Source organism: Haloplanus sp. GDY1 (genome assembly GCF_023703775.1).
GTDB classification, from domain to species: domain Archaea; phylum Halobacteriota; class Halobacteria; order Halobacteriales; family Haloferacaceae; genus Haloplanus; species Haloplanus halophilus.
Window position 1 is genome coordinate 2,360,616 of the sequence record NZ_CP098514.1, and the last position, 22,643, is coordinate 2,383,258.

Genomic DNA, 22,643 nt, shown 5'->3' on the forward strand with positions numbered 1-22,643 from the left:
CATGCCAGCCGCTCCAATCGAGCGCATCGACGCCAGGGAGATCCTCGACAACCGACTGGAGCCGACCCTGCGGGTGACCGTCGAGACGCCGGCCGGGAGCGGTCGGGCCGACGTCCCCCGCGGCCGCTCCCGGGGGACCCACGAGGCCCTCGACCTCCGGGACGGCGACGACCGATATCGGGGTCGCGGGGTCAGGCAGGCGGCCGCGAACGTCGAGGAGCGCATCGCCCCCGAACTCGTCGGCCGCGACGCGACCGCCCAGCGGGCCGTCGACGCCGCCCTCGCCGACCTGGACGACCCCGACGATCCGCTCGGGGGGAACGCCCTCACCGGCGTCTCGCTCGCCGTCCTGCGGGCGGGCGCGGCCGCGACCGACCGTCCCCTCTATCGGTACGTCGGCGGCGCGGACGCCCACGTCCTCCCGCTCCCCTTCTTCGACCTGATCGAGGGCGGCGAACTCGCCGGCGGCGACCTCCCCTTTCAGGAACACCAGGTGGTGCCCGTCGGCGCGGACTCCGTCGCCGAGGCCGTCCGGATGACCGCCGAGGTGTACTACGAACTCGGCGACATCGTCCGCGCGGAGTACGGCGAGGCGTCGCTCAACGTCGGCGCCGAAGGGGGGTACAACCCCGTCGGCGTCGACGACCCGCGGACGGCCTTCGACCTCGAACTCCGGGCCGTCGAGGAGTGTGGCTACGGCGGCGAGTTCGCCCTCGCGGCGGACGTGGCGGCGTCGCACTTCTACGACCCCGAGACGGGGACCTACGCGCTGCTCGGCGAGCGGATGACCCGGGCGGACCTCCTCGACTTCTACGAGGACCTCGTCGCCACCTACCCAGTCGTCTCCCTGGAGGACCCCCTCGACCAGGACGACTTCGACGGCGTCGCCGCGCTGACCGACCGCCTCGACGTGCAGGTGATCGGCGACGACCTGTTCGTCACCTCCGCCGACCGACTCCGGCGAGGGATCGACCGCGGCGCCGCGAACGCCCTCCTGTGGAAGGTGAACCAGGTCGGCACCGTCACCGACGCCGTCGACGCCGCGCGACTGGCGACCCGGAACGGCTACGCGGTCCAGGTGTCCGAGCGCTCCGGCCAGACCCCCGACACGTGGCTCGCCGACCTCGCCGTCGGACTCGGCGCCGGCCAGATCAAGACCGGCGTCACTCGCGGTGAACGCACCGAGCAGTACAACCGGCTCCTGGAAATCGAGGCCGAACTCGGCGACGTCGCCGCCTTCGGCCCGCCGGCCGACGGCGCGCTCGATCCATGACGACGGTCCGCAACCGGTCGGCGCTCACCGATCACGGCAACCGCGAGGCCCGGGCGGACCTCCTCGACGTCGCCGAGGCGGCCGTCGACGCCGTCCACCCGCGGCGGACCGTCCCCGCCGCCGTCGAGCGCGACGGCGACCGCCTCCGGATCGGCGACCGGACCTTCGACCTCGCCGCCGTCGACGACGTGTACCTCGTCGGCGCGGGCAAGGGGTCGGCCGCCGTCGCCGCCGAACTCGCCGCCGTCGTCGGCGACCGACTCACGGACGGACTCGTCGCCGAGAAGGCGGGCGGCGAGGCGGACGTCGACGGCCTCACCGTCGTCGGTGCCGGCCACCCCGTCCCCGACGAGACGAGCCTGCGGGCCGGGCGGCGAGTCCGGGAACTGGCCGACGCGGCCGGCCCCGACGACCTGGTGCTCGCCGCCGTCACCGGCGGCGCGTCGGCCACGCTCGCCGCCCCGGCCGGTGACCTCTCCCTTGACGACCTGGCGGCGACGACCGACCGGCTCCTGAACGCCGGCCTCCCCATCGACGAGATCAACGCGGTCCGGAAACACTGCTCGACGATCAAGGGCGGCCGACTGGCCCGGCGGGTCGCGCCCGCCACCCTCGCGACGCTCGTCGTCGTCGACGAACCGGCGGGCGAGCCCTGGGGGCCGACCGTCGGCGACGACACGACGTTCGCGGACGCGCTGTCCGTCCTCGACCGCCACGACCTGACCGACGCCGTCCCGGCCGCCGTCCGCCGTCACCTCCGCCGAGGCGCCGAGGGGAGCCACCCGGAGACGCCGCCGCGGACCGTCCCCGCCGGCCACGTCGCCGTCCTCGCGGGCCCGACCGACGTCGTCGAGGCCGCGCGGGACCGGGCGGCCGAACTCGGCCACGAGCCGCTGATCCTCTCCTCGACGGTGGAAGGCGAGAGCCGGACGGCCGCCACCTGTCTGGCCGCCGTCGCCCGCGAGGCGTCGACGCACGGACGGCCGGTCGCCCCGCCCTGCGTTTTGATCTCGGGCGGCGAGACCACCGTGCAGGTCGGCCCGGACGCCGGCGAGGGCGGGCCGAACCAGGAGTTCGCCCTCGCGTCGGCGCTCGCCCTCGCGGACGACCCGTCGGTCACGACGCTCGCACTGGGGACCGACGGCACCGACGGACCGACGGACGTGGCCGGCGGCCTCGTCGACCACACGACCGTCTCACGCCTCGATGCGGCGGGGATCGACGCCGAGGCCCACCTCCGGCGGCACGATTCGACGGCGGCGCTCCGGGCCGTCGACGACGCGGTGGTGACCGGGCCGACGGGGACGAACGTGATGGACCTCCGCCTGACGCTCGTCGGGGGTTAGGCCTTCGCCGTCTCGCCCCTGGAGAGGTCGCGCCGGCCACCGAGCGTCACCACGAACAGGACGGCGAGGCCGACGCCGTAGGCGACCATCAGCGGGATGGTGACGAGGAACATCGTCATCACGTCGGCGGGCGTGGCGACGGCGGCGAAGGCCATGATCCCGACGGTCACCTCGCGCCAGCGGCTCCGCATCGACCGGTAGGAGACGCCGGCGGTGTTGAGCAGGAGCATCAACACCGGGACGTCCGCGAGGAGGCCGATGCCCGCGGTGGTGAAGAAGATGAGCCAGAAGAAGTTGCTGATGCGGTAGGCGATGACCATGTCCGCCCGGGCGCCGTCGGCCACCAGATAGGAGATGACGTTGGGCGCGACGACGGTGTAGCCCAGGGCGAACCCACCGAACAGGCCGACGACGAGGGCGACGGTCCACCCGAAGATGACGTTACGGTTCCCGCGGACGAAGCCCCGATCCCGGAGTGCCGGCCACGCGTAGTACGTCACCATCGGGAGGGTGACGAGGACGGCGATCAGCGTCGAGAACTTCACTTCGAAGATCAGCGCCTCCATCGGATGGAGGGCGACGACGTCGATCTGGTTGTTCTCGACCACCTGCTCCGGCATCTGCGAGAGGAACTGGTCGAACACGCGGCCGATGCCGCCGGTGTAGAGCCAGCCGAACGTCCCCGCGAGGACGATGCCGAACACGGCGGCGATGCGGAAGGCCCGCGAGGTGAGCGAATCGAGGATGAAGGCGACGTCGGCGTAGTAGCCGCCGATGTCGTCCTCGTCTTTCTCGCCGCCGGTGAACTCGTCGAGGAAGGTGCCGCCGGCGCGACTCGCCCGGTCGCCGAGTTCCTCGGTCGTCGACTGCGTCCCCTCGTCCCCGTCTTTCGCTTCCCGTAGCTCCTCGGCCTCGTCGAACCGCTCGAAGATGGCGCGGGCCTTCTCCTTGTCGCCGGCGTCGACGGCGTCGCCGGCCATCTCCGTCGCCTCCGCCTCGCTCAACTCGGCGAAGGCCTCCGGCGGCGCCGCCCGGATCCCGTCGGCGTCGAGTTCCGACAGGTCGATCTCGGTCGGGTCGCCCACCTCGATGGGTTCGACCGCGGCCTCGAGTTCGGCGTAGACGTAGTACATGAACCCGCACACCCCGGCGAGGAGGGCGCCGAGCGCCGTCCAGACCGCGAGCCCCGCCGTCTCGGAGACGGGCAGGGTCGCCCCCGGGGCCAGGAGGCGTCTGCTGCTTCCCATCCACGCCAGCAGGTCGTTGGCGAGGGGGCGGCCGCCGTAGGTGTAGAAGGCATAGACCAGCAGTCCGCCGACGCCGCCGACGCCGAGGATGACGTTCCAGTGGCGGCCGGCGGCGGTCCACACGTCGATCCGTTCGCTCCCGCGCTTGGCCGTCACCACCACCTTCGTCAGATAGAGGCTGAAGCCGTAGAGGACGAGCATCGGGATGGCCCACATGATCTGCGTGAACGGATCCGGCGGCGTGAAGAGCGCCCCGAAGGCGAACATGGCGACGACGGCGTAGCGCCAGCGGTCACGGAACGTCTCGTAGGGGACGATTTCGGCGTACGCGAGGGCGCTCATCGCCAGCGGCAGTTGCGCCGCGAGGCCGAACGAGAGGGTGAGCAGGAAGATGAACTGCGCCCAGAGGACGATGGAGTAGGTGGGAGTGAAGCCCGCGGCGATGGCGTTGTTCGCGAGGAAGGCGAACATCACGGGGAAGAAGACGGCGTAGCCGTAGGTGAGGCCGGTCACGAACAGGGCGGCCGACAGCAGGCCGCCGGCGACGAGTTTCCACCGCGACACCGGCACCGACGGCCACAGCCCGCGTTCCACGAGGGCGTCACGGGAGAAGTAGACGAAGACGGGGAGCCCGACGATGATGCCGACGACGAGGCCGATTTTCGCCTGCAGGAGGATCACGTCGAACGGCGTCTGGGCGATGATCACGAGTTCCCTCGCGGTCGCCTCGGACATCTTCGACTCGGTGATCGACCGCAGGAACTCCCAGATGTAGAGCCGGAGGGCGTAGAACGACCCGATGAACCCGACGAGGAAGACGATGAACACCTTCTGGAGGTCCTTCTGGGCGGAGCGGAGCATCGCACCGGCCGTCTCCCGCCCGGCGTCCAGCGTCCGACGGGTGTCCTCATCGAGCGCGCTCGACATAGTTCACCGAACCCGTCTCGCCGTCATCAATCTTTTCTCTCCGGCGCCGAGACGACCGCGCGCTCGCTCGATGGAAAAAGGCCTATAACAGCCGGGGGGATAGTTCGAGTGAATGGCTGAGGAATCGGAGTCGGAATCGCCGTCCGGGGGGGCGGCGGACGGCGATTCGTCGGATCCGGCGGACGAGGCCACCACCGAGTCCGACAGCCGCGAGGCAGGGGGGACGGCCGACGACGCGGCCGACCCCGCCATCGACCCCGAAACCGACACCGTCTACTCGCCCGAGGACGCTCCGGAGGCCGGCGGCTCCATCGACGACTTCCTCGACGACGACTCGGTCGCCGCCACCGACGCGACGGCGCCGGAGGGCGCGACCGGTCGGGACGACCCCTTCGACATCGACGAACGCCGGAGCGTCTCCGACGCCATCGGCGCGCCCGCCCCGGACGAGGAACTCGCCGACGACCCGGACCTCGAACTCGCCGCCGACGTGGCCGACGACGACGCTCCCGACGACGCCCCCCGGACCGACCGCGAGACGGGGGCGGACGCGGCCCCCCAGGAGTGGACCCGCGAGGCGGCGTCCGAGTCGGTCGTGGAACCGGACGACGAGTCGGTCGTGCAGACGGGAGACGATCCCTGGGAGGAGTCGGAGGCGGTGGCCGCCGACTCGGCGACCGAGACGCCCCCGTCGCAGCCCGCACCCAGCCCTCCCGTCGAGGAGTCCGACGACCTGGACGACGACCTCGACGACGGCCTCGTCGGCGCGAGTCCGGCCTCCGACGAGGAGATGCCGCTCGCGGCCCACATCGAGGAGATGGTGCAACGACTCGCCGTCGTCCTCGTCGTCGGCGGCGTCGTCGCCCTCGCCGTCTTCCCGGTCGCCGACCGGATCATCAACTACCTCTGGAACGCCCACATCCCGGGCGCCGCGACGAACCCGAACCTGCGGCCCCGGCTGTACGGCCCGCTCGAACTCCTGATCACCGAACTCAAGGTATCCGCCCTCGCCGGCTTCGTCGTCGGCCTCCCCATCGCCGTCTACGAGACGTACCTCTTCATGCGCCCCGGACTCTTCCCCCGCGAACGCCGCTACTACCTCGCCGCCGTGCCGACCAGTCTCGTCCTCGCACTGATCGGCGTCGGCTTCGCCCACTTCGTCGTCCTCCCCGCCATCTTCCTGTACTTCACCGAGTACACCGAGGAGTCCGTCGAACTCATCGCCTTCGGACTCAAGGAGACGTTCGGCCTCATCCTCGTGCTCATGGGCTACATGGCCATCGTCTTCCAGATTCCACTGTTCATCATGCTCGCGATCATGATGAACCTCACCACCCGGGAGTGGATGGAGAGCCGGCGCCTGCTGTTCTGGGGTGGCTTCCTCGGGCTCTCCTTCCTCGTCAGCCCCGACCCGACCGGCATGGCCCCCATCATCGTCGCCGCGACGATGATCACGCTGTTCGAGGGGACGCTCGCCCTCCTCCGGTGGACGGGCAACTGAGCGGCTCCCCTGCCAACAGTTCACGAACGAACCCGCGGGGTGTCGTCCACTCGCGTCCCGAGGAACGCTCTTGTAGGGGACGGTCCTACCCCGCCCCATGACGACCGTCTTGCTCGCCCGCCACGGCGAGACGACGTGGAACCGCGAGGGCCGCCTGCAGGGGTGGGCGCCGACCCCGCTGACCGACCGCGGCCACGAGCAGGCGCGGGCGCTCGCCGCCGCCGTCGCCGACGACTACGACGTGGACCGGGTGCTCGCCTCCGACCTGCGGCGGGCCAGACAGACCGCCGCCCACCTCGCCGACCACGTGGGCCACGACCCCGCCTTCGAATCCGCGTGGCGCGAGCGGGACTTCGGCCGCTACCAGGGGCTCCCCTGCGAGGCGGTGTTCGAGGAGCACGACCGTTTGTCGCTCTCGCGGGCGGGGCGTGCGGCGGTGGACGCCCGACCGGAGAGCGGCGAGAGCCTCCGCGACGTGCGCGAGCGCGTCCTCTCCGGCTGGGAGCGGGTACTCGCCGAGAGCGGGCCGGACGAGACGGTGGCCGTGGTGAGCCACGGCGGGCCGCTCCACCTGCTCCTCGGCGCCGTCGAGGACCGCGGGGTCGTCGACGCCATCGTCGAGGGCGAACAGCACAACTGCGGGCTGAACGAACTGCGCGTCGCCGACGGGGAGGCGCGACTGGTCGCGGAGAACCGGACGGAGTTCCTCGACGCCCTCTCGGCGTGAGCGCCGTGGCGTCGGCGGTCAGTTCCCGCCGGTGGGGTACTCCTGGGCGAACACGTCCTCGACGACGGGGTCGTCGTCGGCCTCCCCCTCGGGACTGACGCTCCCCGTCCGGTAGCCGTGCAGGTCGAGGGTCACGTGATCGAAGCCGACGTCGGTGAGGTGTTCGCGGGCCGCGCGGACGAACTCCCGGTCGAGGGCGGCGTCGAGTTCGTCGGGAGCGACCTCGATGCGCGCGAGGCCGTCGTGGTCGCGGACCCGGAACTGCGAGAAGCCCCACGTCCGCAGGAGGCGCTCGGCCTTCTCGACGCGCGTCAGTCGCTCCTCGGTCACCTCCAGCCCCGTCGGGATGCGCGAGGAGAGACACGCCATCGAGGGCTTGTCCGCGACGGAGAGGTCGTACCGCTCGGCCGCCTCCCGGACCTCCGATTTGGTCAGGTCGTGTGCCAGCAGCGGCGAGAACACGTCGAGTTCCTCGACGGCGCGCAGGCCGGGACGGTGGCCCTCCCCGGGATCCGAGGCGTTCGTCCCGTCACAGACGGTGCCGATGCCGAGGTCGCGGGCGACGTCGTACATCTTCCCCAGTCGCATCGTCCGGCAGTGGTAACACCGGTCGTCGCCGTTCGCGACGAAGTCGGGGTCGTCGAGTTCGGAGAAGGTCACCGTCTCGTGGCGGATGCCGATCTCCTCGGCCACCCGGACCGCGTCGTCGAGTTCGTCCGCGGGCAGCGTCTCGCTTCTGGCCGTGCAGGCCACCGCGTCGTCCCCGAGGGCGTCGTGGGCGAGTGCGGCGACGACCGCCGAGTCGACGCCGCCGGAGAAGGCGACGAGGACGCCGTCGCGCTCCGCGAGGTCGTCGCGGGCGGCGTCGAGTTTCGCATCGAGGGAGGTCATTGCACCCCCGTACCGCGCCGACGGTGAAAAGCGCGTTGACGGGGGAAGATTCATCCCACCGTCGCGTCAATTCAGCGTACGGAGGGGAGTATGCCAGCAAAGACCGGGGCCTCACACGCGCTGTCAGCCTTCGTCAGCCTGATCGTCGGGACGATGCTCTCGAAGTACATCTGGACCTACACGCCGCCGCTCGCCGAGGCCGGCGCCGTCGCCGGCCGCCACCTCTCGGCGGTCGTCGGCACGCCGCTGTCCCGCGACGTGACCGGCGGACTCGTCGTCGTCCTCCTCCTGTCGTTCGTGTGGGGCGTCCTCTATCACTTCGCCCGGCACGGGGACGGGGACGGGAACTGATCCCCGCGACCCGCAACGTTTTGCCGGATGGGGCGATACTCGTGCCCGCATGGAACTCACGGCCATCCCGGGCGTCGGGGAGAAGACGGCGGCCGCGCTCGCTGACCTCGACGACCCCGAACGGGCGCTCCGGGAGGGCGACGTGGCGGCGCTCGCCGGGGCGCCGGGAATCTCGCCCGGGCGTGCCGCCGCCATCGCCCGCGCGGCCGTCCGGCACGAACACGGCGCCGACGGCGAGTTCCTCGCGACCGACCGCGCCCGCGACGTCCACGAGCGGCTCCTCGACCTCCTGCGTGAGCGCACGGTCACCGACTACGCCGCCAGCCGGGTGGCGACGTTCGTCCCAACCGGCGCCCAGTCCCGGATCGAGGAGGTCCGCGACCTCGTCGACCGGGCGACGGCCCGCGAGGTCGACCCCGAGACGCTGGACGCGCTGGCCGACGTCGAACCCCTGACGGATCCGCCGCCGACCCGGGTTCGGGACCGCTGTCTCGCCACCGCGGACGCCGAGCGCTACGCCGCGGCCGAGGAGGCCGTCCCCGAACTCTCCGTCGAGGTGGTCGACGACGCCCGCGACCTGGCGGAACTCGCCCGGTCGTACGCGACGGTGATCGCGCTGGACGAGTCGTTCGCCGGCGTCGACGTGACCGGCGACGTTCGCGTCCGTCCCGACGCCCTCGCGAACCCCACGGAGGTGGTGCCCGAGCGCCTCCTCGCTTTCTTCGCCTCCAACCGCGACGCCCTGCTCGCGGCGGCCCGCGTCCACGACGCCGCGGGGATGGCCCCGCCCTGTGACCTCGACGCGCTCCGGGACGCCCTCTCGCGACTCGACGACGACGGCACGCCCGTCGGCGACGACGAACTCGACCGCCTCACCGACGCCGTCGACGACCTGGACGCCGCGGTGGGCACCGCCGAGTCCGTCGCCAACGACCACCTCCGGACCGCCATCCGCGAGCGCGACGTGACCATCGAGGGGACGGACTTCCTCTCGCTGGTCGAGCAGGGCGCCCGCGTCGACGCCCTGCTCTCCCGGGAACTCGCCGACGAGTTCGACCGCGCGGTCGAGAAGGCCCGCGATCACCTGATCGACAGCCTCGACCTGGCCGACGAGGCGGACCTGGCCGAACGGGTCTTCGGCGGCGAGCCCACCTTCCCCCTCGAACACGACGAGGAGGCCGTCTCGCGGCTCCGCACCGAACTCACGGCGGCCCGTGACCGCCGGGCCGCGCGGCTGAAGGCCGACCTGGCCGAGGACCTGGGCGCGCTCCGCGACCCCGCCGAGGACCTGGTCCGCGCCGCGCTGGAGCGCGACGTGGAACTGGCGATCGCCCGCTTCGCCGCCGACTTCGAGTGTACGCTCCCCCGCATCGACGACGAGGTGTCGGGCGTCGCCGTCGAGGGCGGCCGGTCGCCGCTGCTGGACGTGGCCTTCGAGGACGTCGAGCCCGTCGATTACGCCGTCTCGGGCGTGACGCTCCTCTCCGGGGTCAACAGCGGGGGGAAGACCTCGACGCTCGACCTGCTGGCGCTGGTGACGATTCTCGCACACATGGGGCTGCCGGTGCCGGCCGAGTCGGCCGAAATCGAGCGCGTCTCCGAACTCCACTACTACGCCAAGAGTCAGGGCACCCTCGACGCCGGCGCGTTCGAGGCGACGCTCCGCGATTTCGCCGACCTGGCGACCGGAACGGACTCGCGGCTCGTCCTCGTCGACGAACTGGAGAGCATCACCGAACCCGGTGCGAGCGCGAAGATCATCGCCGGCATCCTCGAATCCCTGGACCGGGGCGACGTGACGGCCGTCTTCGTCTCCCACCTCGCGGGCGAGATCCGCGACGCCGCGGGGATCGACGTGGCCGTCGACGGCATCGAGGCCGTCGGACTGGTCGACGGCGAACTCCGGGTGAACCGCTCGCCCGTGACCGACCACCTCGCGCGGTCGACGCCCGAACTCATCGTCGAGAAACTGGCGACCGACGAGGGGGAGGACGCCGAGTTCTACAGCCGGCTTTTGGAGAAATTCTGACACGACGGCGGACGCGCGTCCGACGGCCGCAGGACGCCGTCTGACGGCCTCGCGGCAACTGTTAAGTGGGCCGACGAGCGAGGTGAAACTGATGACAGACGACCCCGACGAGGGGATGCTGTCGTGGGACGAGTCCGTGTTTCGGGACGAACACGTCTTCGAAATCGACTACGTGCCCGAGACGTTCGACCACCGCGAGACGCAACTGGAGAACCTGAAGTACGCCCTGCGTCCCGCGGTGCGTGGCTCCCGCCCGCTCAACACGATGGTCCGGGGGCCGCCGGGGACCGGCAAGACAACCGCCGTTTTGAAGCTGTTCGGCGAACTCTCCGGCCAGCCGGGGGTGCGGACCGTCCGGGTGAACTGCCAGCTCGACTCGACGCGCTACGCCGTCTTCTCCCGCGTGTTCGAGCACGTCTTCGACTACGAACCCCCCTCGTCGGGCATCTCGTTCAAGAAGCTGTTCGGGCAGATCACCGACCGCCTCGTCGACGACGACGAGGTGCTGGTCGTCGCGCTGGACGACGTGAACTACCTGTTCTACGAGAACGAGGCCTCCGATACCCTCTACTCGCTGCTTCGCGCCCACGAGGGATCGGCCGGGACGCGCATCGGCGTCATCGTCGTCTCCTCCGATCTGGGGCTGGACATCATGGAGGAACTCGACGGGCGCGTCCAGAGCGTCTTCCGGCCCGAGGAGGTGTACTTCCCCGTCTACGACGCCGACGAGATCGTCGACATCCTCGGCGAACGGGTCGACCGCGGCTTCCACGACGGCGTGGTCGGGACGCAGGAACTCGACCGCGTGGCCGAACTCACCGCCGAGAGCGGCGACCTCCGGGTCGGCATCGACCTGCTGCGTCGCGCCGGCCTCAACGCCGAGATGCGCGCCAGCAAGACGGTCAGCGTCGAGGACGTCGAGGAGGCCTACGACAAGTCGAAGTACGTCCACCTCTCCCGGTGTCTGCGCGAACTCACGGAGTCCGAACGGGCGCTGGTCGAGACCATCGCCGAACACGACGGCCAGCAGGCCGGCACGGTGTACGAGGCGTTCCACGAGTCGACGGGGCTCGGCTACACCAGATACTCCGAAATCGTCAACAAACTCGACCAGTTGGGCGTCATCGAGGCCGACTACGCCGACGTCGAGGGCCGGGGACGCTCCCGGTCGCTCACCCTCTCCTACGACGCCGAGGCGGTTCTCGACCGGCTGTGACCCGGCGTCGCGATCGCCGGAACACATTTACCCGCTCGATCCCGCTTGCGAAGCGAGCATGGGTTGGGATGGGTTCACACGGCGCACGTACCTCGCCGCCGTCGCGGGGGGACTGACCGCCGGCTGTGGGGGGCGTGCGGACGAGGCGCCGACGCCGTCGGCGACCGCCACGGCCGAACCGATCAAGACGGAGTCGCCGGAGCCGACCGCGGAGGCGGCGGCCTCGCTCGGCGCGGCGTTCGAGCGGGGGTCGGGGACCTGTGCGCTGGACGCGGCGGCCATCCCCGACGGCACGTGGCCGATGACCCACCACGACCCCGCCGGGACGAACGCCGCGCCCGCGGTCAACGGCCCCACCGAATTCCCGCTCAACGAGCGCTGGACCATGTCGGCGCTCGAAGCGCAGGTCACCTTCCCCGTGGCCGACGACCGGTTCGTCTACCTCGTGGCGGCCGACCCCGACACCGACCCGAGCGTCCCGGTTTCGGCCGTGCTGTGTCACGACCCCCGACGCAACGGCGAGATCCAGTGGCGCCGTCGGGTCGACGCCGTGCCCATCGGCCCGCCGGTCACCGCCGACGGGACGGTGTACGTCGCCTTCGGCACCCCGGAGAGCGCGCGCGTCCAGGCCATCGACCGCGCCGACGGGTCGCTCCGGAACGTCTACGACCTCCCCGGCCGGTTCGTGGGCGGCCTGGCGACCGCCGGCACGAGCCTGGTGATGCCGACGGAGGACGCCTACCGCGTCGTCGACGCCCGCACGGGCGAGCACTGCTGGTCCTTCGCACCGAACGCCCTGCGGGGGAGCGAGCGCCGGGACCGGAAGATCCGCGCGGCCGCCGTCGCCGACGGCGCCGCGTTCGTCGGCACCGGCTATCCGGACGGCCAGCCGACGACCGGGGTGGGTCACCTGTACGCGGTCGATCCCTCCATCCCCGGGATGCGGTGGCACGCGCCCGTGGACGGCCCGGTCGGCCGCGTCGCGGCCGCCGAGGGCGCCGTCGTCGCCACGACCGGCAACGGCGTCGTCGGCTTCGATCCCCGGGCGGGCGAGCGGCTGTGGGCCGCCACCGCCGAGTCGTCCGTCCGCCCGGCCACGCTCGCGGTGGCGGACGGCGTCGCCGTCTACGGCACCCGGCGGACGCTCCACGGCCTCGACGTCGCGACGGGGGCCGAGCGCTGGTCGCTCCCCTTCGGCGTGCGCGGCGACGTGATCGTCGTCGGCGACGTCCTCTACGCGGTCGGGCGGACGGACCCGACGAGCCAGCGCATCCTCCTCGCCGCCGTCGACGCGGGGACGGGCACCCCGCGCTGGCAACAGGAGATATACGACCCCATCGTCGACGTGATGGCGGCCGGCGGCTACCTCTACAGCATCACCTCCGACGGCCGCCTGTTCGCGTTCAGCAGCGTCTAACTCGGTGGCTCCGATCGGCCCACCGACCCGGCCTCGGCCCGCTCGCCGCCCGCCAGCCGCCGTCCCGCCTCGACGATCAGCAGGTCGAGGACGGCGAAGCCCGCGCCGGCGAGCGCGCCGACCAGCGCCGAGACGGGCATCCCGCCCACCGCCAGCGCGGCGACGAGGAGGGGTTCGCGGACGATCACCCCGACGGCGACCAGCAGGACGAGCAGGAAGCCGACGCCGGTGATCGCTCCCCACGTCGCGCCGGGGACGACCGTTCCCCGGAGCCCCCGGAGATCCGTCGCGGCCAGCCACCGGCGGTTCGTCCACCACGTCAACACCCAGAGCGCGAGATAGAGCCCGAGGCCGGTCACGGTGCGGACGCCCTGGAGGAGCGATCCGAGCGCGTCGACGGCGTAGAGCAGGAGGACGGGACCGACCACCAGCGTCGCGGCGTGAAACGAGGCCAGCGTCCACGCGAGGAGGGGGTCGGCCCCCGACGCCCGCCCCTCGTCGGCCGCTCCCTCGGTCGCCCCGTCGTCGGGCCCCTCGACGCTTCCGGCCTCGCCGTCGGCCGCTTCGCCGCCCGCCTCAGCCATGCGCCAGCACCTCCGCGAGACCGACGACGGCGACGAGGGCGACGGCCGTGAGGGCGTAGGCGCGTTCGAGCGGCGCCGCGGCGGCGTCCCGGTCGCGGGCGGCCACCACCGTCGCCGTCCGGACCGCCGACCCGACGAGGACGGCGAGGACGAGGCCGAGTTTGGCGACCAGCGCCGCCCCCCACGGGCCGCGGGGGATGGCGGGCGCGAGGGCGCCGAGGTTGCCGACGCCGGTCATGGCGAGGACGCCGAGCGCGCCCCAGAACGCGCCCTCGTAGCGCCCCGCGACGACGAGGGCCGTCGTCGCGTCGGCGGTTCGGCTCACCCACCACGCGAGCGCGGTGCCGCCGAGGGCGACGGCCATCGCCAGGAGGTGGAGCCAGCGGACCAGCAGGTGTGAGAGGGGGACCATACCGGCCCCCGACGGCCCGGGGCCACCTATACGTTCGGCCGGCGTCTCACGGCCCGGACCACGGCGCTTTTGACCGCTGCCCCCGCAGCGGTGGGCATGAAGACGCACGGTGGCTCGGACGCGGCGAAGCGTCGTGCGGGGGAACACGCCGCGGATCTGGTGGGTGAGGGCGACGTCGTCGGCCTCGGGACGGGCAGCACCGCCGCCCACGCCATCCGGGCGCTGGGGCGTGCGGTCGACGCCGGCCTCGACGTGCGGGGGGTGGCCACCTCCTACGCCGCCCGCGACCTGGCCCGCGAGGTGGGGGTGCCGCTCGTCGACCTCGACGCCGTCGAGCGCATCGACGTCGCCATCGACGGCGCCGACCAGGTGAGCGACGACCTCGACCTGATCAAGGGGGGCGGCGCGGCCCACGCCCGCGAGAAGGTGGTCGACGCCGCCGCGGACCGGTTCGTCGTCGTCGTCGACCCCTCGAAGGAGACGGACCGTCTCGACGGCGCGGTCCCGGTCGAGGTGTTGCCGGACGCCCGGGCGACCGTCCGCCGAGCGATCCGCGACCTGGACGGGACGCCGACGCTCCGGGCCGCCGAGCGGAAGGACGGCCCCGTGGTGACCGACAACGGCAACCTGGTGCTGGACTGCGAGTTCGGGGTCGTCCCCGACCCGGCGGCGCTCGCGTCCGAACTCGCGGCGCTGCCGGGCGTCGTCGCTCACGGCCTGTTCGTCGGCCTGGCCGACGAGGTCCACGTGGGACACGCCGACGGCGTCCGCGTCCGGACGGCCGACTGATCGGCGTCGCTATCCGGTCGCGAAAAATCGAAGAACTGCGGACCGACTTACAGGTCGCGCGGCTGGACGGTCTTTCGGTCGTTCTGCTCGGCACGCCGGGCGGCGTCCGCGAGCAGTTCCTCGACTTCCTCGTCGAGGGCATCGTAGAAGTCCGAAGCGACGTTCTTGTCCTGGAGCGCTTCCTTGACGGCGGCTTTGACGATGAGGTCTGCCATACGAGGGGAACATACCCACCCTTATTAATAAGATTTCCCAAATCGGCCGCACGTACCGCCACAGGGGCCGTTCTCGCGCGTTTCATCCCAGATACATAAATACTGGGGCAGAAAATCGACACCTACGAGTAGCTCACGGTCGGACGGCCGGTATGCGCGAGGTTCTAGACGCGGTTGCGGCGGGGGAGCTGTCGCCGGCGGAGGCGGAGGCCCGACTCGCCGGCTACGCCACGACCGACGCCGGACGATTCGACGCCGCACGCGAGCGCCGCCGGGGCATTCCCGAGGCGGTGCTCGCGGACGGCAAGACGCCCGACGAGGTGGCCTCGATGGCCGACGCGGCGCTGGAGACGACGGGCCGGGTGGTCGTCACCCGTGCCGAGGACGCCCACGTCGCGGCCGTCACGGACGGCCTGTCGGCCGAGGCGACGGTCGACCACGACGAACGCGCCCGGACGCTCGTCGTCGAGGCGCCGGGGTTCGAGGCGCCGACCATCCCGGCGACGGTGGCCATCGTCACCGCGGGCACCTCCGACGCGGCGGCGGCGGGCGAGGCGGCGACGCTCGTCCGCGCCGTCGGCGCGACGGTCGACCGCGTCGACGACGTGGGCGTCGCCCACCTGGGTCGGATCGTCGACAACCTCGAAACGGTGCGCGCGGCGGACGTGGCCGTCGTCGCCGCCGGCCGCGAGGGAGCGCTCCCGACGGTGGTCGCCGGCCTCGTGGACACGCCGGTGATCGGGCTGCCGGTGTCGACGGGCTACGGCTACGGCGGCGAGGGCGAGTCGGCGCTGGCGAGCACGCTCCAGTCCTGTACCGCCCTCTCGACGGTCAACATCGACGACGGCTTCTCGGCGGGGGCGCAGGCCGGGCTGATCGCCCGGGCCGTCGCCGCCGCCCGCGAGGAGTGATCGGCCGGCGGAACGCGAAGATATCGTCCCTTTCACGCGGGGTTTCTGGACGAACGGTCAGCACAGGCGCACGCGCGCGCAACCCATTTAGGTGTGGGTTCCCAACCCGCGATACCGGCACCGGTGGTAGCCGGTTCAATCATGGCACGCTGCGATCACTGCGGGTCACACGTCTCGGAGCGCTTCGCACGGGTGTTCGCCGACGCGAGTGGGCGCATCCTGGCCTGTCCGAGCTGTTCGGCCAACGCCGGCATCGCCGAAGCCTCCCGACGCCGCACCCCGAACGCGTAACCACTGCAGCGCCGTTCGACCACCACGCGAAGCCACCTTCCACGCACCGGCGACTATAGGTACGGCCCGCGTGTCCCACGACCGTGCACTACGTCTACGTCCTCGAATGTGCCGACGGCACCTACTACACGGGCTACACGACCGACGTGGAGCGACGCGTGGCCGAACACGACGCCGGCGAGGGCGCGAAGTACACCCGCGGTCGGACGCCCGTCGAACTCGTCCACACCGAGCGCTACGGGACGCGCTCGGCGGCGATGTCCCGCGAACACGAGATCAAGTCGCTGTCGCGCCCGGCGAAAGAACGGTTGGTCACCGACGCGGACGGCGAGTGACCGCCCGCGTCGCCCGCCTAGATGCGGTTGATCTGCCGTACCTCGGTCCCACCACACGCCGAACACGACGGATCGTCGACGTCCGCTCCCACGTCGAACGTCTCCCCACAGCCGTCACACCGGTAGACGACGCGTTCGTCCGCGGTGAACATCCGCTTCAGGGTTTCGACGATTGCCATGTCGCCTCCCCTCCCCGTTCCGAGCTACCGCGTGCCACGGTAACACGCTTTCGCCCGCCCCGTGAGAGTGGACGTTCGTCCACCGACCGTCCGACGCCCACCTTTTTCCCACCGCCGGTGGAGGTCACCGTATGGACGCCATCTCCTTCGGCACGGACGGGTGGCGCGCCCGTCTGGACGCGTTCACCGACGAGCGGGTGCGGATGGTCGGGCAGGCGGTCGCCGACTACCTCGCGGACGAGGGGGCGCACGCCCCGGTCGCCGTCGGGTACGACGCCCGCGCGACCTCCGAGGGGTTCGCCGAATCGCTGGCCGACGTCCTCGCGGCCAACGGCGTCGACGCCGTCCTCCCCGAGCGGGACTGTCCGACGCCCGTGATCGCGTGGTCGGTCGTCGACCGCGACCTCGCCGGGGCGCTGATGGTCACCGCCTCCCACAACCCCCCCGAGTACAACGGCGTGAAGTTCATCCCGTCCGACGGCGCGCCGGCCCTCCCCGAGGTGACCGACGCCATCGAGGCCCGCCTCGCCGAGCCCCGCGCCGACGGCCCCAGGGGGTCGGTCGAGCGCGCCGACCTCGTCTCCGCCCACGCCGCCCACGCCCGCGACCTGACCGGTGCCGACCTCTCCGGACTGACGGTCGTCTACGACGCGATGCACGGCAGCGGTCGCGGCGTCACCGACGCCCTCCTCGACTCCGCGGGCGCGACCGTGGTCCGCCGCCGCTGCGAGCGTGACACGTCCTTCGGCGGCGTCCCCCCCGAACCGAGCGCGGAGCATCTGGGCGGCCTCGTCGAGGCCGTCGACGCCCACGACGCGGATCTGGGGATCGCGAACGACGGCGACGCCGACCGCCTCGCGGTCGTCACGCCGAACCGCGGGTTCCTCGACGAGAACCTGTTTTTCGCCGCCCTCTACGACGCCCTCCTGGAGGACGATTCGGGACCCGCCGTCCGCACCGTCTCCACCACCTTCCTGATCGACCGGATCGCGGCCGCCCACGGCGAGGAGGTGATCGAGACGCCGGTCGGCTTCAAGTGGGTCGCCGAGGCCATGGTCGCCGAGGACGCCCTGATCGGCGGCGAGGAGTCCGGCGGCTTCTCCGTTCGCGGGCACGTCCCCGAGAAGGACGGGGTGTTGATGGCGCTGCTCGCCGCCGACGTGGCCGCCGCCGACCCGCTCGACGACCGGGTGGACCGCCTGCTCGACGCCCACGGCGACGTCGTCGCCGACAAGGTGAGCGTCGACTGCCCGGACGACCGGAAGGCGGCCGTCGTCTCCGCCCTCGGCGACGACATCCCCGACGTCGTCGCCGGGCGGGCCGTCGAGGACGTGGTGACCCTCGACGGCTTCAAGCTCCTGTGTTCGGACGGCTCGTGGCTGCTCGTCCGCCCCAGCGGCACCGAACCCAAGATGCGGGTCTACGCCGAGGCCGAGAGCCGCGAGCGGGTGGACGCCATCCTCGACGAGGGGCGGGACCTGGTCGTCGCGTTGGTCTGATCGCCTCGCGCCCGAAGGCTTTACACCCCGCTCCCGGTACTGCCGGCCGATGACGTCGCTCCGGTCGCTGCTCGTCAACCGCCGCGTCGACGCCGGCGTCGCGTGGGCCGTCACCGCGGCCCTCCCGGCGGCCGCCGTCGCCCTCGTCCGTCTGGGCGAACCGGACTGGGCGGCGCTCGCGCTCCTCGCCGCCGGCGTCGCGACGCTCGTCCCGGCGCTCGCGGGCGATCCCACCGTCACCGTCCCCGGCGAACTCCTGGCGCTCGCCGCCCTCCCCTTCGTGGTGCGGGCGGCCGGCCTGTTCCCGGGCGTGACGACGTTCCTGGCGATGGCGGCGCTGACGCTCCTCGTCGTCGTCGTCCTCGACGCCTTCACCTCGCTGTCGATGACGCCGCGGTTCGCCGCCGTGTTCGTCGTCGTCGCGACGATGGCTCTCGCGGGCGCGTGGACCGTCGTCGTCTTCGCCGCGGACGTGCTGTTCGGGACGGCGTTCGTGACCGGGCGGACGGAACTGATGTGGGACCTCGTCGCGGCGACGGGCGCGGGCGTCCTCGCCGGCGTCGTCTTCGACCTGTACGTCGAACACTCGGATCGGATCGGTCGCCTCTCCCGCGCCGCCGCCTCGCGTCGCGACCCGAACGGCGACCGCTCCGACCGCGACCGCCTGGACGCCGACCGACGCCACGTCCTCGCCGTCCGGGGACTGCAGTTTTTCCTCGCCGCCATCGCCGCCTGGGCCGCCGTCGCGGGCAACGTCACCCTCCTTCTCAACAGCGCCGTCCCACTCGGCCTCACGCTGCTCCCCGCGCTCCTGCGCCGGGAGTACGGGTACACGATGGACGCCGGGCTGGTCGTCTGGCTGACGCTCGCGTCGGCGTTCCACGGCGCCGGCGCCGCCGGCCTCTACACCGCCTTCGGGTGGTACGACAGCCTCGCACACTCGCTGTCGGCGTCGCTGGTGGCCGTCGGCGGCTACGCCGTCGCCCGGGCCGTCGAGCGACACTCCCGCAGCGTCGACTTCGACCGGCGGTTCCGGGCGGCGTTCGTCGTCCTGTTCGTCCTCGCGGTCGGCGTCGGCTGGGAGATCCTGGAGTTCGCCAGCGGCGGTCTGTCGGCCGTCCTCGGCGGCGAGGCGCTGCTGGCACAGTACGGGACTGCCGACATCGTCAACGACCTCGTGTTCAACGCCGTCGGTGCCCTCCTGGTGGCTGGCGGGAGCACCGCCCGCTTCGAGACGCTCGCCGGCCGCCTCGCCGGTCGCCTCGGCGTCGTCGTCCACGGCAGCGAGTGAGGGCCGCCGCCGAAGTCGACATTTCCATAGTCCTCCGTCCCCGAGCCCCGGTATGGACGCGGCCGACACCGACCCGCGGGTGATCGACGCGTGAGCGGCGCCCACCGCTCCCGGGTTCGGCGCCTGCTCGCGGCCGAGACGGCCGCCATCCGGTGGTGGCTGCTCGTCGTCGCGGCCGAACTCGCCCTCGTCACCGCCTACCTCGCCGTCTCCGACGTGATCGTGACCGAACCCCGGTACGTCGTCTACCCGTTCGTCTGGATCAACGTCGGCGTGTGGGCGATGCTTCGAACGGCGACGCCGAGCGTCGACCGCCGGCAGTGGGCCGTCGCGGCTGCCCTGTCGGGGGGGTACCTGTTGCTCCTGCTGGTGGTCGGCGGCACCCTCCAGCTCGGAATCGGCGGCCCGCTCGCCGGCGGCGCCGTCGCCTCGATCCACTGGAACATTCCCGGGTTGGGACCGATCATCGTCTACGGGACGCCCCGGGTTCGCCTGTCGATCATCCCGTTCAAGGTGATCGGATACGTCGCCATGTCCTACCTCGTCTACGCCCGCCTGCTCGACGCGACCCGGGCGGTGCTCTCCGGCGTTCTGGGACTGTTCTCCTGTGTCGGCTGTGCCTTCTCGCTCCTGTTGCCCCTGCTCGGCGCGACGACGCTGTTCGGCTCGACGCTCACCGGCCTCTCGTGGGACCTCTCGACGCTCGTCTTCCTGCTCACCGTCGCCCTGCTCTACTGGGCCGACGAGGTGGGGGTCGCGGTTCGGCGGCGGCTACCGCTGTGAACTACCCTACCCTACTCGCTCCCGTTGGTCGCTCGCTGAGGAAGGTGGCTTAGTGCCTCAATTCAGCTCGATTCAGCTAACCGCCCGCGGAGGCGGTCGCCGTCCCCCGCCGGTTCGATCTCGAACCCCAGCGACTCGTAGAACGGCCGGACGCCGGGGTCGAACTCGGCGACGAGACGCTCCCGGCCCCTCGCGGCCGCCGACACCAGCGCGGTGCCGACGCCCCGGTCCCGCCACCGGCGGCGCGTCGCCACCGCGGTCACCCGGTCGCCGTCGCACACCAGCGCCCCCACCACTCGGTCCTCGACGGTCGCGACGAGCACCTCGTCGCTCCCGATCCGCTCTCGCACCGCCGCGGCGTCGGTTTCGAGCATCGCGCCGTCGAGCACCCGCACGACGTCGAGGCCCTCGTCGGCGGCGGCGCGGACCCGCACGCGGTCGTCGACGGCCGGCTTCCCGCCCCCGACGTCCGCCCCCGCGCCCCCCTTCACCAGTCGGAGGACCCGCACCTCGCGCTCGAAGTCGACCGGGCGATCCTCGGGGACGGGCGCGTCGTCGACGAGGACGGCCGCCTCGTGGGGGCTGAACCCCCGCTCCCTGAGCAGGTCGCCGTACGTGGCGTCGGCGTCGAGGTCCACCGTCCGGGTCCCCTCGCCGACCACCTCGACACGAACCGTCGGCATGGTCGAGGGGAGACGGTCGACGGCCCTGAAGCTTCGGATCCTCTCGGGGAGTTTATGTGCCGACCGGCCCCTTCGTTCCTACATGAGTGAGGCCGAGGGGTCGTCGGCGGGACGGGAGATCTGGATCGAGAAGTACCGCCCGGAGACCCTCGACGACGTGAAGGGACAGGACGACATCGTCGACCGCCTGTCGAGCTACATCGACCGCGACGACCTGCCGCACCTTTTATTTTCAGGCCCAGCTGGCGTGGGAAAAACCACCTGCGCCACGGCCATCGCCCGCGAGGTGTACGGCGACGACTGGCGGGGCAACTTCCTCGAACTCAACGCCTCGGACCAGCGCGGCATCGACGTGGTGCGCGACCGGATCAAGAACTTCGCGCGCTCCAGTTTCGGGGGGTTCGACTACCGGATCATCTTCCTCGACGAGGCCGACTCGTTGTGCGTGCCGCCGGGAACCGAGGTGGTTACGGGATATCCGTCGAGCCCCGAGGTAAAACCGATAGAGGAGGTGAACGAGGACGGTGAACCGATCCCGTCCGTCGATTTCGAGACGAACGAGATCCAGTCCGACGAGGGGCGACTGGTTGATTCCGGCGTCGCGGACTTCTTCGAGGTCGAACTGGAGGACGGGCGGACGACCGTGGCGAGTCCGACACATCCGTTCTTCGTCGTCGACGAGGACGGCCGACTCGTCGAAACGGAGCTACGGGATCTGTCGCCGGGGGACGAGATCGCGGATTTCAGCGACGAAATCGGCGTGTCACGGTGTGACATCTGTGACGCCTGGACCGGGGGACGGTTCTGTTCCGTCGACTGCAAGAACGAGGGACACAGCCGCGAGATGCGTGGTGAGAAGAATCCGATGTACGGGACCACGTGGTCGGCGGAGCGGCGAGGAAAGATCGTCGAGAAACTCTCTGACGGACGACTTGCGGGCGATAACAACCCGAACTACGGGGGAGAATTCCACGGGATCCATGTCTGGGAGATGGACGAGGAGACGGTGGAGCGGGTCCGCGAAACGATCAGCGAGATGCGTTCCGGCACTCCGTGGGAGGAGTGGGTCGTCGACGCCGATCCCGAGCGGGTCAAAGAGGACATCGGGGCTGCCTCGGCCGAGTGGTGGGCAGATCTCGACGACGACGAACGAGCCGATATCATCGAAAGAAGCGTCGAGAACTGCGATTATCCGGTCTGTGATATCAGCGGCGACGACAACCCGATGCGTGACCCCGAGGTCGCACGGAAGGTCTCGGATGCACTGCAAGGGCACGAGCCCACAGGTGGCAACGTCAGACACAGCGATGAACTCGGCCATCTCGTCCGATCCGACTGGGAGTACGAAGTCGGGATGGCCCTACAGGACGCCGGCATCGAATACGAGTACGAGCCCTCGTTCGAACTCTCCGAATCGGTGTATCATCCTGACTTCTTGATCGACGATACGGTCATTGAGGTCAAGGGAGTCGCCGAACTGTGGGGACAGACCGAGAAGGTAGAGGAGTTTCTGGACACCTACGGCGACGAATATACGTTCGTCGTCGTCGGGGACGATGACCTCCCACATCACGAACACTACGACCGAGCGGACTTCGAGCCTGGCGTTCTCTCGGACGGTGGTCTCCGAGCGGTTCGCACCGTGGGCATCGAGCGCATCGACTACAGCCACCGTGGCAAGGCCTACAACATCAGCATGGAGGGAACGCCCAACTTCATGCTCGGCAACGGGGTTCTGACCCACAA

The 22,643-nt window shown here is 71.3% G+C and carries 22 protein-coding genes and 2 pseudogenes; 17 read left to right on the plus strand and 7 right to left on the minus strand.

Annotation, left to right across the window (positions count from 1 at the left end; genetic code table 11):
- The first annotated feature begins 1 nt into the window (after position 1).
- Both eno and NBT67_RS12675 read left to right on the plus strand, forming a co-directional pair.
- Positions 2-1,273 (plus strand): phosphopyruvate hydratase, encoded by a 1,272-nt coding sequence (eno, locus tag NBT67_RS12670; RefSeq protein ID WP_251342103.1) that lies wholly within the window; start codon positions 2-4, stop codon positions 1,271-1,273.
- Positions 1,270-2,619 carry a glycerate kinase type-2 family protein gene (locus NBT67_RS12675; protein ID WP_251342104.1) on the plus strand — a complete coding sequence of 450 codons (1,350 nt, stop codon included), beginning with the start codon at positions 1,270-1,272 and terminating at the stop codon, positions 2,617-2,619. The genes eno and NBT67_RS12675 overlap by 4 nt, the downstream gene beginning before the upstream one ends.
- On the opposite strand, the gene tatC (NBT67_RS12680) is transcribed toward NBT67_RS12675, so the two are convergent.
- The gene (tatC, locus tag NBT67_RS12680; RefSeq protein ID WP_251342105.1) at positions 2,616-4,793 is read right to left on the minus strand and encodes a twin-arginine translocase subunit TatC; all 2,178 of its coding nucleotides are present in this window, start codon (positions 4,791-4,793) and stop codon (positions 2,616-2,618) included. The genes NBT67_RS12675 and tatC (NBT67_RS12680) overlap by 4 nt on opposite strands.
- A 112-nt stretch (positions 4,794-4,905) precedes the next feature.
- On the opposite strand from tatC (NBT67_RS12680), the gene tatC (NBT67_RS12685) reads away from it, so the two are divergent.
- The gene (gene tatC / locus NBT67_RS12685; RefSeq protein WP_251342107.1) at positions 4,906-6,294 is read left to right on the plus strand and encodes a twin-arginine translocase subunit TatC; all 1,389 of its coding nucleotides are present in this window, start codon (positions 4,906-4,908) and stop codon (positions 6,292-6,294) included.
- A 97-nt stretch (positions 6,295-6,391) separates the two neighbouring features.
- The gene (locus NBT67_RS12690) at positions 6,392-7,021 is read left to right on the plus strand and encodes a histidine phosphatase family protein (protein ID WP_251342109.1); all 630 of its coding nucleotides are present in this window, start codon (positions 6,392-6,394) and stop codon (positions 7,019-7,021) included.
- A gap of 18 nt (positions 7,022-7,039) precedes the next feature.
- On the opposite strand, the gene larE is transcribed toward NBT67_RS12690, so the two are convergent.
- Positions 7,040-7,912 (minus strand): ATP-dependent sacrificial sulfur transferase LarE, encoded by an 873-nt coding sequence (larE, locus tag NBT67_RS12695; RefSeq protein WP_251342111.1) that lies wholly within the window; start codon positions 7,910-7,912, stop codon positions 7,040-7,042.
- A 90-nt stretch (positions 7,913-8,002) separates the two neighbouring features.
- Between larE and NBT67_RS12700 the strand changes: the two genes are divergently transcribed.
- The 4 genes from NBT67_RS12700 to NBT67_RS12715 all read left to right on the plus strand — a co-directional run bounded on the left by NBT67_RS12700 (position 8,003) and on the right by NBT67_RS12715 (position 12,925).
- Positions 8,003-8,263, plus strand: a complete 261-nt coding sequence (locus NBT67_RS12700) for a hypothetical protein (protein ID WP_251342112.1) — start codon at positions 8,003-8,005, stop codon at positions 8,261-8,263.
- Positions 8,264-8,312: 49 nt separating this feature from the next.
- Positions 8,313-10,292, plus strand: coding sequence for a MutS-related protein (locus NBT67_RS12705; RefSeq protein ID WP_251342114.1), 1,980 nt, complete (start codon positions 8,313-8,315; stop codon positions 10,290-10,292).
- Positions 10,293-10,383: 91 nt separating this feature from the next.
- Positions 10,384-11,508 (plus strand): ORC1-type DNA replication protein, encoded by a 1,125-nt coding sequence (locus NBT67_RS12710; protein WP_251342115.1) that lies wholly within the window; start codon positions 10,384-10,386, stop codon positions 11,506-11,508.
- A gap of 58 nt (positions 11,509-11,566) precedes the next feature.
- Positions 11,567-12,925 carry an outer membrane protein assembly factor BamB family protein gene (locus tag NBT67_RS12715; protein WP_251342116.1) on the plus strand — a complete coding sequence of 453 codons (1,359 nt, stop codon included), beginning with the start codon at positions 11,567-11,569 and terminating at the stop codon, positions 12,923-12,925.
- Here the strand turns inward: NBT67_RS12715 and NBT67_RS12720 are convergent.
- Positions 12,922-13,509, minus strand: a complete 588-nt coding sequence (locus NBT67_RS12720) for a DUF7965 family protein (protein WP_251342117.1) — start codon at positions 13,507-13,509, stop codon at positions 12,922-12,924. The genes NBT67_RS12715 and NBT67_RS12720 overlap by 4 nt on opposite strands.
- The gene (locus tag NBT67_RS12725; RefSeq protein ID WP_251342119.1) at positions 13,502-13,921 is read right to left on the minus strand and encodes a CopD family protein; all 420 of its coding nucleotides are present in this window, start codon (positions 13,919-13,921) and stop codon (positions 13,502-13,504) included. The genes NBT67_RS12720 and NBT67_RS12725 overlap by 8 nt, the downstream gene beginning before the upstream one ends.
- Before the next feature lie 96 nt (positions 13,922-14,017).
- On the opposite strand from NBT67_RS12725, the gene rpiA reads away from it, so the two are divergent.
- On the plus strand, positions 14,018-14,710 hold the full coding sequence (rpiA, locus tag NBT67_RS12730) for a ribose-5-phosphate isomerase RpiA (RefSeq protein ID WP_251342120.1): 693 nt from the start codon (positions 14,018-14,020) through the stop codon (positions 14,708-14,710).
- Between the two features lie 47 nt (positions 14,711-14,757).
- Here rpiA and NBT67_RS12735 read toward each other — a convergent pair whose 3' ends face one another.
- Positions 14,758-14,925 (minus strand): DUF1931 family protein, encoded by a 168-nt coding sequence (locus NBT67_RS12735; protein ID WP_049937578.1) that lies wholly within the window; start codon positions 14,923-14,925, stop codon positions 14,758-14,760.
- 152 nt (positions 14,926-15,077) lie between these two features.
- Here NBT67_RS12735 and larB point away from each other — a divergent pair, with 152 nt between their 5' ends.
- The 3 genes from larB to NBT67_RS12750 all read left to right on the plus strand — a co-directional run bounded on the left by larB (position 15,078) and on the right by NBT67_RS12750 (position 16,462).
- Positions 15,078-15,836 (plus strand): nickel pincer cofactor biosynthesis protein LarB, encoded by a 759-nt coding sequence (larB, locus tag NBT67_RS12740; RefSeq protein ID WP_251342122.1) that lies wholly within the window; start codon positions 15,078-15,080, stop codon positions 15,834-15,836.
- Positions 15,837-15,977: 141 nt separating this feature from the next.
- A complete protein-coding gene (locus NBT67_RS12745; RefSeq protein WP_251342124.1) occupies positions 15,978-16,127 on the plus strand; it encodes a DUF7563 family protein in 150 nt (49 codons plus the stop codon).
- 83 nt (positions 16,128-16,210) lie between these two features.
- On the plus strand, positions 16,211-16,462 hold the full coding sequence (locus NBT67_RS12750) for a GIY-YIG nuclease family protein (RefSeq protein WP_251342126.1): 252 nt from the start codon (positions 16,211-16,213) through the stop codon (positions 16,460-16,462).
- 17 nt (positions 16,463-16,479) lie between these two features.
- Here NBT67_RS12750 and NBT67_RS12755 read toward each other — a convergent pair whose 3' ends face one another.
- On the minus strand, positions 16,480-16,641 hold the full coding sequence (locus NBT67_RS12755; protein ID WP_251342127.1) for an FmdB family zinc ribbon protein: 162 nt from the start codon (positions 16,639-16,641) through the stop codon (positions 16,480-16,482).
- A gap of 131 nt (positions 16,642-16,772) precedes the next feature.
- On the opposite strand from NBT67_RS12755, the gene NBT67_RS12760 reads away from it, so the two are divergent.
- The 3 genes from NBT67_RS12760 (at position 16,773) to NBT67_RS12770 (ending at position 20,214) form a co-directional block, all read left to right on the plus strand.
- Complete coding sequence (locus NBT67_RS12760; protein ID WP_251342129.1) at positions 16,773-18,140, plus strand: phosphoglucomutase/phosphomannomutase family protein; 1,368 nt, start codon at positions 16,773-16,775, stop codon at positions 18,138-18,140.
- 49 nt (positions 18,141-18,189) lie between these two features.
- Positions 18,190-19,431 carry a DUF2238 domain-containing protein gene (locus tag NBT67_RS12765; RefSeq protein WP_251342130.1) on the plus strand — a complete coding sequence of 414 codons (1,242 nt, stop codon included), beginning with the start codon at positions 18,190-18,192 and terminating at the stop codon, positions 19,429-19,431.
- 90 nt (positions 19,432-19,521) lie between these two features.
- Positions 19,522-20,214 (plus strand): DUF7546 family protein, encoded by a 693-nt coding sequence (locus NBT67_RS12770; RefSeq protein ID WP_251342131.1) that lies wholly within the window; start codon positions 19,522-19,524, stop codon positions 20,212-20,214.
- Between the two features lie 62 nt (positions 20,215-20,276).
- Here NBT67_RS12770 and samp2 read toward each other — a convergent pair whose 3' ends face one another.
- Entirely contained in the window at positions 20,277-20,897 is a 621-nt protein-coding gene (samp2, locus tag NBT67_RS18180; protein ID WP_425498858.1) for a ubiquitin-like small modifier protein SAMP2, read from the minus strand.
- An 82-nt stretch (positions 20,898-20,979) separates the two neighbouring features.
- On the opposite strand from samp2, the pseudogene NBT67_RS12785 reads away from it, so the two are divergent.
- Positions 20,980-21,339, plus strand: a pseudogene (locus tag NBT67_RS12785) (AAA family ATPase); the annotation flags it as partial.
- 21 nt (positions 21,340-21,360) lie between these two features.
- Positions 21,361-22,641, plus strand: a pseudogene (locus NBT67_RS12790) (NUMOD3 domain-containing DNA-binding protein); the annotation flags it as partial.
- Positions 22,642-22,643 lie beyond the last annotated feature (2 nt).